Source organism: Nocardia sp. MDA0666, from assembly GCF_003023875.1.
GTDB lineage: Bacteria > Actinomycetota > Actinomycetes > Mycobacteriales > Mycobacteriaceae > Nocardia > Nocardia aobensis.
In genome coordinates this window covers 104537-117711 of sequence record NZ_PYHT01000002.1, presented here as the reverse complement: position 1 = coordinate 117711, position 13175 = coordinate 104537, and the positions used below count along the sequence as shown (strand labels likewise).

The window sequence follows — 13175 nt, the reverse complement described above, 5'->3', positions numbered from 1 at the left end:
GCCTTCCTCGACGACGACACCGCCGGCGCACACAGCGTGACAACGGTAGTACCGAAATCCTTCCTCGAACCTACCGGCGACCGCGGATCCCATCCCGCAGAACGGAACAGCGGGGCCGGACGGTCCGAGAACGACTCAGGAGACCGCTGCCGCGGCCGAATCCTCGGCTGCTTCACCGAGGTATGCCCGCTCGATCCGGCGTGGATCGGCACGCAGCGCTTCGGCGGTATCGGAATCGGCCACCGTGCCGTGCACCAGGATCGCGGCTCGGTCGGCGATTCCCAGGGCCAGGTGCACATGCTGTTCGACCAGCAGCACACTCGTTCCGTCGTCGGCGAGTGCCCGCAGCACGTCCAGGATTTCGCGGACGATGACCGGGGCCAGTCCCATACTGAGTTCGTCGATGAGCAGCACCTTGGGACGCTGCAGAATCGCCCGGCCTATGGCCAGCATCTGCTGCTCGCCGCCCGACAAGCGCCCGGCGTCGACCGACAGCCGCTTCTCCAAGGCCGGGAAGTACTGCAGCACTTCGGGGATCGCCGTCCGGCGCCGAGCGCGCTCCCCCACCGCGAGGCGCAAATTGTGCCGGGTACTCAACTGCCGGAACAGCGCCCGGTCGTCGGGCACCAATACGACTCCGGCACGCACCGCGGCTCGTGGGCGTCCGCTCACGATGTCGGCGCCCTCGACCCGGATCGCACCGCCCGCGCGGGGCAGCAGTCCGGCCAGGGTCGAGAGCAGCGTGGTTTTGCCCGCTCCGTTCGGCCCCAGCAGGCAGGTGATCTCGCCGGGGTGCAGGTCCAGGTCCACACCGCGCAGGCATGGTCGTTGCTTGATGTAGCCGGCACTGAGGTCGCGACATTCCAGCACTGTTGTCATGGCTATGCCTCCTGCGTGGTCAGAGCGCCGGACTGCAATTCGGGCACTGCTTCGGGATCCACCTCGACGGTGTCGGACGAGACGCCGAGGTAGGCGCGCAGCACCTCCGTGTTCGTCCGGATCGATTCCGGTGGGCCACTGGCGATCACCTTGCCCAGATCGAGCACGATCACTCGATCGCAGATGGTGAGCACCAGCTCCATATCGTGATCCACCAGCAGAATCGCGGTGCCGCTGTCGCGGACGGAACGCAATTTCTCGCCGAGCCAACGACTTTCGTTGTTGTCCAGGCCCGCGGCGGGTTCATCGAGCAGTGCCACCGCGGGGGCGGCGGCCAGCACGCGTGCCACCGAGACCAGTTGCCGCTGCCCCTGCGACAGCAAGGCCGCCGCGGCATCGGCCATGTCATCGAGTCCGAGTACCGCCAGCGTGCGGGAAACCAGCTGAGCAACAGGAACTTTCGACTGCGATCGGGCGGCACCGACCCGGACGTTCTCCGCGACGGTGAGGTCGTCGTAGAGTTCCACATCCTGAAAGCTGCGACCCAGGCCCGATCGAGCGCGGACGTGAGGCGGTGCACCGGCGATGGCGGTGCCGTCCAGTGTGACGGCACCGCTCGCCGACGCGAAGCCGGTGACGGCGTCGATCAGGGTGGTCTTTCCGGCGCCGTTCGGGCCGATCAGGCCGACGATCTCGCCCGGGAACACCTCGAAGGTGACATCCGACAGCGCGGCCACCGCACCGTAGGACACGCTGACCCCGTCGACCGACAGCAGCGGGACCTCGGCGGCGCGCGGCGGTGCGGGCTCGGCTACCGCCACCTCATCGGACGGGGTGCGGTCGCCGCGGCGCAGCGCCGGCCACGACACCCGCGGCAGGCGGCTGGCGATGCCGTCGGGATTGGTCATCACGGTGATGATGAGCAGAATCCCACTCAGTACGGCGTAGTAGTCACCGATGTGCAGGAAGCGGTCGACCAGCAGGTAGACCACCCCGCCGGGAGCCATGAGGCCGGCCAGGATCGCGCCCGTGATCGAGGTGACGCCGGCGACGTACATGATCGCGAACAGCCCGATGCCGGCGAACACCGCGAACGGCTCCGGCGTGGCGAGAGTCTGTTGATAGCCGAGCAGTGCACCCGACAAACCAGCGATGAACGCGCCGATCGCGAAGGTGATCAGTTTGGTGCGCGACACGTCGATGCCCGCGGCCGCCGCCGACCGTTCGTTGGCGCGCACGGCGAGCATGTCGGTGCCGAGGCTGCTGCGGCGCAACCAGGCGACACCGAGTCCGACCACCGTCAGGACCACGAGGCACAACACACCGAACGCGATGCGCGGATAGGCATGTCCCGCACCGATTCCGAGGTCGATGCCGAACAGCCGGGGATTGTCGATCGGCGCACCGGCGACACCGCCGTTGAGATCGGAATTGCGGAACCAGAACGCTTCGACGAAGACCGCGAGCGCGAGCGTGACCACGGTGAGCGGCAGGCCACGCACCCGCAGCGCCGGCAGGCCGACCACCACACCGACAACGGTCGCGAACAGCGCTGACAGGATCGGCGCGAACGGAAACGGTGTCCCCAGATGCTGATTCAGCACGCTCAACGCATAGGCCGAAACACCCGCGAGCGTGAGCTGGGCCAGCGAGATCTGACCGGCATACCCGGTGACCACCACCTGCGAGAGGGCGAGCACGCCGAAGATGATGCTGCTGACGACGGCGGCCCGGTAGCTGCCGGACGTCACGGTCAGCGCCACGATGGCGGCCACCAGCGACAGCGCGACGGGTATCGCGATGTGATCGGGGCGCGGGGCGCGCCCGAGGGCCTTGCGCACCATGCTGCCGCGGTCGGGCAGCGGACGGCCCTTCACGACCAGGAATCCCAGGATCAGCAGCAGCGAAATCGCTTCGGCCGTACCGGACTTCGGCATCCAGGTGTAGAGCCCCTGCAGATTGGTGGCCTCGGCCTGCAGGGCACCGATCACGATGCCCGCGGCCACGGTCAGCCAGATCGAACTGAAATTGCCCACCAGGGTGGCCGCCAGCGCCGGCACGATGAACATGGAATAAGCGACCGGATTCAGCGCCACCAGCGGCGCGATCAGAATGCCACCGAGGCCCGCGACCACCGAGGACAGCGCCCAGTTGCTGAACGCGATCCGGTCCGGGGACAGTCCGGTCAGGTAGGCCCCCTTCTCCGATTCGGCGGCCGCCTCGGTCGCGACACCGAAGCGGGTGAAGCGGAACGCGACCGTCGCGACGATCGCGATACCGATGATCGAGGCCGCGAGCCAGATCCGGTCGGTGGGCACGGTGCGGTCCCCGATCCGGAAGGTGTCGAGCGCGAAAATCGGCTGGACGGAAACGAGTCCGGTGCCGACCCGTTGCGCGATCAGGGCCTGGATCACGATCATCAACCCGATCGATGCCACCGCCTTGGCCACCACCGACGCAGTCCGCATCGGCCGGAACACCAGCGCGTAGCAGAGCACGCCGAGGACGGCGGCGAAGACCAGAGAGATCGCCATGGCCGGGGCGACACCCAGTGGCCCACCGAGATGGACGGACTTGGGCAGTCCCGGTATCGGGACCAGCAACTCCCCCTTGCGGAGCAAGGCGTAGGTGTACGCGGTGTACAGCGCGACCGTGCCGGTCGCGAAGTTCACCACACCGGAACTCTTGAACGTCATTACGAGCGCGAGTCCGATGGCCGCGTACACGGCCCCGTTTCCGAGGCCGAGTACGAGGTAGGAAAGGTGGTCTGTCATGGCGATCTCTCTGGCCGAATCCCGTTGTTACCCTTGACCTATCCGGTCACTTGGAGGTCCACCGGGACACCCTTGTCGTTGATCGTGCCGATCAACATCTGACGCGAGCAGATCGACGGCATCTGCGGCACCGCGGTGCCGTTGCAGGTGAAGGTGATCCCGCCGCCGGCCGGCATCTCGACGTTCTGGGCCGACTTCAGCGCCTGCTTGATACTCGCCGCATCGGTCTGTCCCTGCAGATTCTTGGTGGCGCCCACCAGCGCCATGACGAGCTGGTAACCGGAGGACGCCGCGCCGGTGACGTTCAGATCCTTCGCGTACTGCTGCAGGACCGAGCGGTAGAGCACCGAATCCGGGCGATCGGACAGGTAGTCGGTGGCGGTGATGCCGATGCTGCCCTTGACCGTGTCCATTCCGATGATGGTGGTGACCGACGGATCGAGGCAGGTCGGGATGTAGACCTTCTGCACGTTCGGATCGGCGGTCTGGATTGCCTTGTAGACCGAGGTGCAGGTTCCGGCATCGGCGATGACGCTGACACCGTCCGGCTTGGCGGACAGTCCCGAGGTGACCAGTGGGGTCGGGTCCGGTACACCGAGGGCGATCGGCACCACCTTCAGGTCGACACCGGCCCCTTGGAAGATCGGGGCACCCATCGCGTTGATCATGGCGCCGATTCCGCCGCCGTCACTGGCGAAGATGGTGAAAGTCTTCATGTTCTGCTTCTTGGCCGCCTGGGCCATCGCGGTGATCGTTCCGGGCAGCCCGGCCGACAGCGACGATGATTCCGGCGAGGTCAGCTCCACCTGCGACACACCGTTGAGGGTGACGTAGGGGATCCCCGCTCCCGCGACGATCGGCACGATGGCCGCGCCCTGCGAGGTACCCGGCGACAGGACGGCCGCCACCTTCTGTTCGACCAGTTCGTTGGCGCACTTGGTCGCCGAGGTGGGTTCCTCCTGCTGCTTGCACACGACCAGGTCGATCGGATGACCGGCGAGCCCACCGGCGTTCTTGTTCACATACTGGACCGCGGCCTCGGCCCCTTGACGCATCTCCGGAATCGAGACGACCGCGCCGCCCTCGGTGGAGACGAATCCGATCTTCACCGGTGTGCCGGAGGCCGGGTTATCCGGCAGCGATGTGGTCGAGGCACCGGCGATCGCGCTGTTGTTCGACGTGTCGTCGCTACTACATGCGCTCGCACCCAGGGCCCCTACCAGGGCCAACGCGCTGATTCCGGCAAGTGTTCGCCGGTGGCGAGCAAGTCCGCCGAGTTTCATGATTCGAGATCTCCTTCTGCGAGGAGGAGCCACGCCGAAGTGGTCGTCGGCACACCGGGCTCCTCGCATGATGTGCATCACATATCGATGTCAGCGGCGATTATGTGCGGATCGATCCCCCGGTCGCGGACGACGGTTCCCGTTCACCGGGACAACGGCTCGCAGAAATTTCCGCACGCCGCTGCGAACGGCAGCAAACTCCGTGAGCCGCTTCACAGATCGACGCGGATGTGCCACTATTTTCTAATTGAAATAGGCACGTCAGATCGTTGCCGTGGTCAACGAGGAGCACAGCATGACCGTTACACAGGAGATTCACGCGGCCGAGGCGAACACCCCCAGCAATATCCTCGACCGGCTGACTCTCGTCCTCGACGCCTTCGACGGACACGAAAGTCTCGGCCTCACCGAGATCGTGTCCCGGACCGGACTGCCCCGCTCGTCGGCGCACCGGATGCTCGATCGGCTGGTCCGCCTGCGTTGGTTGCAGCGCCAGGGCCGCAGCTACAGCTTGGGAATCCGGCTCGTCGAACTCGGCTCGCTGGCAGTCCACCAGGATCGGGTGCACGCCGCGGCGCGTGAACACCTGCATCACCTCTACCGGGCCACCGGGATGGTGGTGCATCTCGCGGTGCTCGACGGGGCCGATGTGGTGTATCTGGACAAGATCGGCGGCCGGTTGGCCGCGCAGGTTCCGACGCGCATCGGCGGCCGCGTGCCCGCCGCCCGCACGGCCTTGGGCAAGGCTCTGCTGGCATACGACAGCCACGACGAGCCCGGTGGCCGGCTGGTCCGGCAACTGGGTTACGCCGTCGAACGCAACGGGGCACCGACCGGTTTCGGGTGTATCGCCGCACCGATCGGAGAGGTGGGCGAGGCCAGGACCGCGGTATCGATCTGCGGTCCACTGAACAAGATGTCGTTCGACAGCCGAATGACCACGCCGGTGCAACTCACCGCTGCCGCGATCGTGCGCAGCCTCAACGCCGGCCGATTCGTGACTCCGACGTTGCAGCGCAAGAACATTCTGCGGTCGCTACCGACCGCTCCCTCCGTCCTCGCCGAAGGGTGACCGGTCGGGCGCGGTCTCCGCATCCGGGTCGTCGGCGCCCACGGCACGCCAGCTTCCGGGATGACGCGGCACGGGAAGTCCGTATTCATCGGTCACGACCGAGGAGCGATAGCGCTCGGACGCGGCGTCGATATCCGCGAGTAGCTGCTCGGCCAGTTCGATCTCGGCTTCGAAATAGCGCTGCGACCAGCGCAGACTCATCTGGGTGAACGACCACCCAGGCTCCGGATCCGACCGGTCGGCGTGCCGGCCGGCCCGCCGCGCACGCTCACGGAGGTTGTCGATATGGGTCCTGACGATGCGCTTCAACTGCTCCGGATCGTGCAGGTGTCCCATCCAAAGGCGAAGCATCACACCATGTTTGAGTACCGGCATATCGACCTCGGAATCGCGCGACCAGTTCCGCAGCGCGCGCAGGCCGGCCTCGGTGATCCGGTACAGCCGCCGGTTGCGCACGCCTTCGTCGGCTACCAGCCGGGACTGCACCAGCGACAACTCCTCGAGCTTTTTCAGTTCACCGTAAATCTGGCTGACGGAGGGGCTCCAATAGAAGAATCCGATACTCCAGTCCGCCCATTTCTTCAATTCGTTGCCGGTCAATTCCTCACCGAATGACAACATGCCCAGCACCGCCCAGCTGGTAGCCGGCAAGTTGGGATAGGAATCGACGTCAGCACCCATAATGGCCGAGCTTACAAGCCATTCCGAGCCCTTTGCCCCCGCCCGCTCCCGGCTGACGGGAACGAGATCACCGAGTCGGCAGCGCACCGCTTACGTTGAACACCATGAGCGACAGCACCATCTACATCATCGACCGGATAGTGCTCAAACCCGGCCACGCGCGCGCTTTCATCGACGCGTATTTGAGCGAATACGCCCCCGGCGCGCGGCAACGCGGTCTGACATTGGACCGCGTGCTGGTCAGTCCGCCGGCCTGGATCGATGCGGAGAGCAATGTCGTCACCGCGACCTGGACCGTCGAGGGCCCGCAGCAGTGGTGGGCCGCGGCGGTGCAGGGACGCCACGATCCCGGATACGCGCAATGGTGGCAGTCGGTCTCCCCCATGATCGTCGAACGCTCCCGGTCCATGGCCGCCGCGGCCGACGCTGTGGAAGGACTGTGCCATGTATAAGGTGACCCGCCTACTGCATGTGAACGGCACCGGCGACCGGGCAGCGGTGCTGCGCACTGTCACCGGCGCGGCCGATTCCATCCCCGCTCGATACGGTCTCGTCGCGCCCACCCTGCCCGGCGCACGCAACGGCGGCGACATCCTCGTCCACTTGCAATTCGAGTCGGAATCGGAGTGGTCGCGCTGGCGGGCACCGATCGACGCGGCGACCACCGACAGCTCCATCCGCCACGTCGACGCCGCCGAATACGTCGGTGGATCACCCGGGCAGGACCGTACGGGACGCCGGGGATCGCCGGACCCGGCGTCGGTGTACCGGACGTTGCTGCTGCGCGTGGACGATTCCGCGTCGCCCGCGGAACTGCGACGGTTCGAACACGCGATGCTGCAGATGCCCGCACAGCTGCCGGGAATCCGCGCGTGGCAGCTCAGCCGCGTCACCCACGCTGCCGGGTCGACGGCCTGGACCCATGTGTGGGAGCAGGAGTTCGCCGATATCGACACGCTGCTCGGGCCCTATATGAATCATCCGGTGCACTGGGGACATGTCGACCGGTGGTTCGATCCGGAATGCCCCGAGCACATCGTGAAAGACCGTGTGTGCCACAGCTTCTGCGCGATGTCGGCGCCGGTCATCTCCGACACGACGCCGACCGCACTGTCAGCGGCGAAGGAACGCTAGGACCGCCGCCTCCCACGCTTGCTTCTGCTCGATCATCACCCAGTGCCCGCAGTTGGGGAAGATATGGATCTCACCGTGGGGCAGCAGGCGCATCGGGATCAGCGCCATATCGACCGGGCTCACGCGATCGTCACGACCCCAGGTCACCAGGGTCGGCACCGTGAGCCGGCGCAGTTCGGCCCATCCCGGTGTCACCTCCGCCGAGCGCATGGACTCGGCCATGCGCGCCAGTGCGGCACCGCCGTACATCCGGCGTGAATTCTCCAGCGTCGCCGGATCGGTGGCCTGGTCCCAGCGTTCCTGCACCAATTCGTCGGTCACCAGCGCCTGGTCGAACACCATCGACCGCAGCCAGGCGATGAGGGCCTCTTTGCTGGGATTGTCGACGAACTCGCTGAGCCGGATGATCCCCTCCCCCGGCTGCGGGCTGAACACCGGCGTCCCGATGCCGCCGATCGTGACCAACCGCTCGACCCGTTCGGGTACGGCGAGTGCGAACTCGGTCGCGACGAAACCACCCATCGAATTACCGATGATGCGGACCCGGTCGAGCCCGAGACCGTCGAGAAATGCCGTGACCGCGGTCCGGGCGGAAACCATCGGGTGCGGGGCCCCGAAGTCGTCGCTGACCCCGTACCCGGGGAATTCGAGCACGTAGGTCCGGTAGTGCTGCGCGAAGGTGTCCAGGTTGCCGCGGAAATTACGCCAACCGGTGACCCCGGGGCCGGAGCCGTGCAGCAGCAACAACGGTGGACCGTCACCACTTTCCCGATAGCGCAGTACACCGTGTTCGGTGCGTAGTTCACGAAGTTCGGGGATCGCATCGGTTTCGACAGCTGCACTCATGCCGCGAGCCTGTCATCGCCCCGGCGGCTACCGACTCCGAGTTCCCGGTGAGCGGCACACCGGTCCGGACCGGTCCGGATTCGCCCGGCGAGCGAGCGAATCAGCTTGGGCGCGTGGATATGTCGGCACGACATGCGTGGCGTGCAGCGCGGCGGCCGAAGGAGGAGCACCACGTCATGGTCGCCCGATTCTCCGGGCACGCAGGCATGGTTGGACCGCTCGGGTCGGGACAGCGAATCTACTGTCCAGCAAGCGAATTCGCGAGCGCTCAGCTCGATTCGCGACGCCGCACCGTCATTGTCGGCAACACCGGCTCCGGCGCCGCCGGAATGCGGCCGACTGTATGCAGAGCCACCGCCGCGGTGTACCGGGCCAGAGCGGCGGCATCCATCCGCACGCTCGACAGCGACGGCACGAAGGCCTCCGCCAGCCGGGTATCGTCGTGCCCGATGACCGCCAGCGGCGCCGGAACCCCGATACCGGCGCGCAGGGCCGCACCGACGACGATCGCGGCGACGGTGTCGTTATAGGCGACCACGCCGGTGATGCCGTCGTCACGCCAGCGCCGCACCTGCTCGACCGCGGAGCTGTCGCCGGGGCTGACCTCGGCAACCGCAGGAGGTTCGAGTCCCAGCCTCGCCGCGACCGCTCGGGCTTCGGCGGCGCGGGCCCGCACCAGATCCGCCAGCCGATCGTCACGAGCGGCGGCATAGGCCAGGCGGCGATGGCCCAGCGCGTGCAGGTGCTCTACCTGCAGAGCCACGCCGGCCACCGCGGCTTCGGAGGCCGCGACCGTGCCGGTCACGATCTGGCGGACACCGCTCGCGCGTAGCGAATCCTGCTCGGCCGCATCGAAATCGGCCACCCCGATCACAATGTCCGGCGTCACCGTTTCCCACAACGGCCGCGACCGGTCGGCCGGACGGCGGGTGTAGGTGATCAACGAATATCCGGCAACGTCGAGCGCGACGGCCAATTCGTCGAGATAGTCGGCGACGCTGTCTTCGACCGGCCAGTCCGGCAACACCAGCAGTACCAGATGACTGCTGCCCCGCCGTAGCGTCTGCGCGGCGCGATTGGGCCGATACCCGAGTCGCTCGGCCTCCTCCAGCACGCGGCGCCGGGTCTTCTCGGGGATCGTCTGCCCCGGGGTGTTGTTCAGAACGAAACCGACGGTGGCGCGCGACAAACCGAGTGAGCGGGCGACGTCGGACGCCGTGACACGCTGCTTCGCCGCCGGCACCGCCGATCACCTCCCGTAACGAGTCCAGCGAGCGAAGTCGCCGAACCTCCGAGACCACACGCTAGCACGTGCGAGGAGTCGCAGACAGGACCGCTGCGACACCTCGAATTGCTTTGAAGCAGGCTGCCGTCGTTCTCGAGCGACATCGCGCGCTCGGCGGCGAGCTCGCGAGCCAGAGCACGGCGGCATCGAGGTCGACCGAGATCGCGGCATCGCATGCCTGGAAGCCACCGAAGCATTGTCACGCGCAGCGTCTTTCATCGACCGGGTGGCCGGCGGACGAATCGGTCGCGCCGGAAGTTGATCACGCCAATTCGGCAAGTCGGCCCTCTCCGACCTGTCGCAACGTCACCCTCGACCGTCACGTGCACCGGCCCTTGGAAGTGGGCGCAGCCTCCGGCGATGAACCCCTGGTGGGTCGCCGAACGCAAGGCAGGGGTACCGATAGCGCACTGCACAATGCTCGGAGAGCATCGACGATTCCGATGCGCATCAGTCGGCCCTGTTCCCCGCCGTCGCCGGTTCCCGTTTCGGCGGCAACCGGAGCATTTACCAGTCCTGCCAAGGCACGATCGTGTGCACCGGCGCACTGAACATCAGCTCTTCGGCCTCCGGCCGCGGTGCCCCACGGCCCGACCCATCCCACTGCTGCTCCTTATCGGCGATCTCACGGCAGACGACGTCGGGATCGCCGTCCAGATACAGCAACCGAATGCGCAACGAACCGGGCGAATACTCCCGGCGAGACTCGGCCAGTGGCAGCGTGGGGTGCTTCTGCACGGTGTGCAGGGCGAATGTCCACGCTCCCGCCACCCCGGAGCATTCCAGCAGATCCGGAATCCGCACCTGATCCTGCCACCGGAACTGCTCGTGCGACTGCACACTGTGCGAATCGGCCAGGTGACTGACGGTGATATGCAGCCCGCGGTTCGGCCGGAACGGCAGCGCGTCCGCCGACACCAATACGCGCGGCGCGACATAACCTCTCACCGGCGTGAAGAACGCCAGCAGCGTACGGCGAACACCCGGAATGATCGGGCCCCGCCCCCACTGAAAGGAGTCCTCCCCCAACTTGGTCCACTCGGCGACACTCTCCTCGTACGGCGGCCGGAACCAGTACATGGCCACGTAATCGGTGCCCGCCAATTCCGCGGCCGCCCCGGTGCCGCCGTTACGGCAAGCCCAGCGATCACCCCATGCCACCCCCGGAAGCAGAAGGTTCTCCGGACGATGGTCCAGCTGATGCCATTCGTTGTATTCCCGATGCCGATCGGAATCGGTCAATTCGATGAACGAGAAAAAGGCCCGCTCCGAGAACAACTTCCACCTCCTGCTGCGAACGACGACGCCGCGCCTGCCACGACACCGCCACGCTAGGAGTCGCCGACGCCCACACGAGTCCCGGATTCCGTTCATCGGGAGAGTGCTGTCGAGCAGCCGACGCCGTCCCTGCCTCCGATAAGAACGAAGTCGGGAGCCAGGACCCCGCTGCGGTTCGCGCCCGGGCCGGCGGACGGCCGCAGCGGCCAGAAGCCTCGTGATGATCAGGGTCGCCGGCGGACCGGCTTCTTCGTCGGCGAGCGAGGGTGGGTGCGGCGGTGTATAGCTCGGTGGGTCCGCCTCGCCCCACCTAGCGTGTGGTGTAGGCGCCGCCGTTGAGGTGAATGGTCTGGCTGGTGATGTGGCGGGCACGTGGAGACGCCAGAAATTCGACGAGATCAGCCACGTCGTCCGGACGTCGGGGCCGTGAGCGGCGGACCCGTTTGATGTATTCGACGACGGGGCGGGTGATTTCACGGTAGGGCGACATCGGATGTGGGGCGAGCCAGGACCGAACTCCTCGGGGCTCACCGAGTTCGGGACGCAGGACGCGGCGGCGGGTCGAGACGCCGAGCCCGGCGGCTCACAACCGCCGGGACCTCGGTCTCTCCGTAGAAGCCGAACGCCGATGCGTGGGCGTGCGCGCGCAGCGGTGTCGGGACCTCACTGCGCCGGGCGGTTCCGTCCGAGGGATGAGCAGTCGCATCGGCCACCAGTATGAGCACGGACCCGGCGCGTCCACGGTTTCCCAGTCAGGGCGTGATGAGAACCGCGTCGTCTTTCGATCTCGCCGCCGACGTCAGTTCTCGCCGGTCATGGCCTCGTCGCCCCCGCCGGCCGGGTTGTAGGCCAGCAGTTCCCAGCAGTGGCCGTCCGGGTCGTCGATCGCCCGGTTGTACAGCCAGCCCATGTCCTGGGCCTCCCGCGGTTCGGTGGCACCCGCGGCCAGCGCCGCGTCGACCAGGCGGTCCACTTCTTCACGCGTCCCGGCAGCCAGCGCGTTGATCACCTCGATGGGACCGTCCGCAGTGTCTCGCTTGGTGAAGGTCGCGAACGTCTCGCGCGTCATCAACTGCACCACGATCGCGTCGGCGAGGACCACCTGGGCGGAGGTGTCCCCGGTGAAGTCCGGGTTGATCGTTCCCCCCATCGCCGTGTACACCTTCTTGCTCGCCTCCAGGTCGGTGACCGGCAGGTTGACGTAGATCTGTGTGAATGCCATGACGTGCCTCCCATATTCGGTGTGCCGGGCGCTCCCGGCGACACCAGAAAATCTAGGGGCGCACCTCGACCTCGGTCTTGTACAGGAGCGACAGCATCTCTTCGCTGTCGGCGCGCCGCAGCTGTGAGGCCGTGCGGCCGGTGAACCGGGTCAGCGAGCGCGCCAGGTGCGGCTGGTCGTGGTACCCCGTTCGCTGCGCGACCTCGATCGCCGGCATCCCCTGCCGCAGCAGCAGCACCGCCTGCCTGGCTCGTTCGATCTGGCGGATCGCGCCCTGCGTCAGCCCCGTCGCCGCAGCCACCCGCCGCTGCACCGATCGCGGAGTGACCAATGTGGTCCCGTCACCGCGGAGGACATCGGTGACCAGCGGATCACGCACCAGCAGTCCCGCGCGAACCAGTCGGTCGACGAAAACATCGGCGTTGTCGTAGGCCGGAATTTCCCATTCCTCGCCCTGCAGCACGAACGAGCGGGCCGTGGTGTGCGGACTCGACACCGCAGTGTCGACCAGCCCCGGCACCGGCATCGGCGCCAGGAACGCACCGTGCCGGAAGATGATCCCGAACGTTTCACCCGTGCTCGGCCCCAACTCCAGCACCGTGGGCTTGGTTTCGGGGCCGCGGACCGAAACATGCGTCTCCCCACGGTCGCTCCAGACGACGAGTTCCCAATTCGAATTCGCCACCGATCGCATCCGCGCCGGCACCACCCCAGCGACCGG

General features: G+C 66.9%; 12 protein-coding genes. 3 read left to right on the top strand and 9 right to left on the bottom strand.

Annotation, left to right across the window (positions count from 1 at the left end):
• Positions 1–135: 135 nt before the first annotated feature.
• Genes C8258_RS05045 through C8258_RS05035 form a run of 3 tightly spaced genes read right to left on the bottom strand, consistent with a single transcriptional unit; the run spans position 136 to position 4936 of the window.
• A complete protein-coding gene (locus tag C8258_RS05045) occupies positions 136–879 on the bottom strand; it encodes an ABC transporter ATP-binding protein (protein WP_106954152.1) in 744 nt (247 codons plus the stop codon).
• A 2-nt stretch (positions 880–881) separates the two neighbouring features.
• Entirely contained in the window at positions 882–3653 is a 2772-nt protein-coding gene (locus C8258_RS05040) for an ATP-binding cassette domain-containing protein (protein WP_106954151.1), read from the bottom strand.
• A 38-nt stretch (positions 3654–3691) separates the two neighbouring features.
• Positions 3692–4936 (bottom strand): ABC transporter substrate-binding protein, encoded by a 1245-nt coding sequence (locus C8258_RS05035; protein ID WP_106954150.1) that lies wholly within the window; start codon positions 4934–4936, stop codon positions 3692–3694.
• 295 nt (positions 4937–5231) lie between these two features.
• Here C8258_RS05035 and C8258_RS05030 point away from each other — a divergent pair, with 295 nt between their 5' ends.
• Positions 5232–6008, top strand: coding sequence for an IclR family transcriptional regulator (locus tag C8258_RS05030; protein WP_106954339.1), 777 nt, complete (start codon positions 5232–5234; stop codon positions 6006–6008).
• Here C8258_RS05030 and C8258_RS05025 read toward each other — a convergent pair.
• Positions 5973–6689, bottom strand: a complete 717-nt coding sequence (locus tag C8258_RS05025) for a PadR family transcriptional regulator (RefSeq protein WP_106954149.1) — start codon at positions 6687–6689, stop codon at positions 5973–5975. The genes C8258_RS05030 and C8258_RS05025 overlap by 36 nt on opposite strands.
• 104 nt (positions 6690–6793) lie before the next feature.
• Here C8258_RS05025 and C8258_RS05020 point away from each other — a divergent pair, with 104 nt between their 5' ends.
• Complete coding sequence (locus tag C8258_RS05020; RefSeq protein ID WP_039778631.1) at positions 6794–7141, top strand: hypothetical protein; 348 nt, start codon at positions 6794–6796, stop codon at positions 7139–7141.
• Complete coding sequence (locus C8258_RS05015) at positions 7134–7823, top strand: Dabb family protein (RefSeq protein ID WP_106954148.1); 690 nt, start codon at positions 7134–7136, stop codon at positions 7821–7823. Before C8258_RS05020 ends, C8258_RS05015 begins: the two co-directional genes overlap by 8 nt.
• Here the strand turns inward: C8258_RS05015 and C8258_RS05010 are convergent.
• From C8258_RS05010 to C8258_RS04980, 5 genes are all read right to left on the bottom strand, one after another.
• On the bottom strand, positions 7803–8669 hold the full coding sequence (locus tag C8258_RS05010; protein ID WP_106954147.1) for an alpha/beta fold hydrolase: 867 nt from the start codon (positions 8667–8669) through the stop codon (positions 7803–7805). The two genes, C8258_RS05015 and C8258_RS05010, sit on opposite strands and share 21 nt — an antisense overlap.
• Positions 8670–8937: 268 nt before the next feature.
• Positions 8938–9912 carry a LacI family DNA-binding transcriptional regulator gene (locus C8258_RS05005; RefSeq protein ID WP_106954146.1) on the bottom strand — a complete coding sequence of 325 codons (975 nt, stop codon included), beginning with the start codon at positions 9910–9912 and terminating at the stop codon, positions 8938–8940.
• Positions 9913–10461: 549 nt separating this feature from the next.
• Positions 10462–11232, bottom strand: coding sequence for a hypothetical protein (locus C8258_RS04995; protein ID WP_106954145.1), 771 nt, complete (start codon positions 11230–11232; stop codon positions 10462–10464).
• A gap of 799 nt (positions 11233–12031) precedes the next feature.
• On the bottom strand, positions 12032–12454 hold the full coding sequence (locus C8258_RS04985) for a VOC family protein (RefSeq protein ID WP_106954144.1): 423 nt from the start codon (positions 12452–12454) through the stop codon (positions 12032–12034).
• Positions 12455–12506: 52 nt separating this feature from the next.
• Complete coding sequence (locus C8258_RS04980; protein WP_233224907.1) at positions 12507–13148, bottom strand: helix-turn-helix domain-containing protein; 642 nt, start codon at positions 13146–13148, stop codon at positions 12507–12509.
• Positions 13149–13175 lie beyond the last annotated feature (27 nt).

Bases quoted from the DNA above. Each gene is read 5' to 3' on its own strand.
- C8258_RS05045 (WP_106954152.1), bottom strand. From the start codon at position 879: ATGACAACAGTGCTGGAATGTCGCGACCTCAGTGCCGGCTACATCAAG.
- C8258_RS05040 (WP_106954151.1), bottom strand. From the start codon at position 3,653: ATGACAGACCACCTTTCCTACCTCGTACTCGGCCTCGGAAACGGGGCC.
- C8258_RS05035 (WP_106954150.1), bottom strand. From the start codon at position 4,936: ATGAAACTCGGCGGACTTGCTCGCCACCGGCGAACACTTGCCGGAATC.
- C8258_RS05030 (WP_106954339.1), top strand. From the start codon at position 5,232: ATGACCGTTACACAGGAGATTCACGCGGCCGAGGCGAACACCCCCAGC.
- C8258_RS05025 (WP_106954149.1), bottom strand. From the start codon at position 6,689: ATGGGTGCTGACGTCGATTCCTATCCCAACTTGCCGGCTACCAGCTGG.
- C8258_RS05020 (WP_039778631.1), top strand. From the start codon at position 6,794: ATGAGCGACAGCACCATCTACATCATCGACCGGATAGTGCTCAAACCC.
- C8258_RS05015 (WP_106954148.1), top strand. From the start codon at position 7,134: ATGTATAAGGTGACCCGCCTACTGCATGTGAACGGCACCGGCGACCGG.
- C8258_RS05010 (WP_106954147.1), bottom strand. From the start codon at position 8,669: ATGAGTGCAGCTGTCGAAACCGATGCGATCCCCGAACTTCGTGAACTA.
- C8258_RS04985 (WP_106954144.1), bottom strand. From the start codon at position 12,454: ATGGCATTCACACAGATCTACGTCAACCTGCCGGTCACCGACCTGGAG.
- C8258_RS04980 (WP_233224907.1), bottom strand. From the start codon at position 13,148: ATGCGATCGGTGGCGAATTCGAATTGGGAACTCGTCGTCTGGAGCGAC.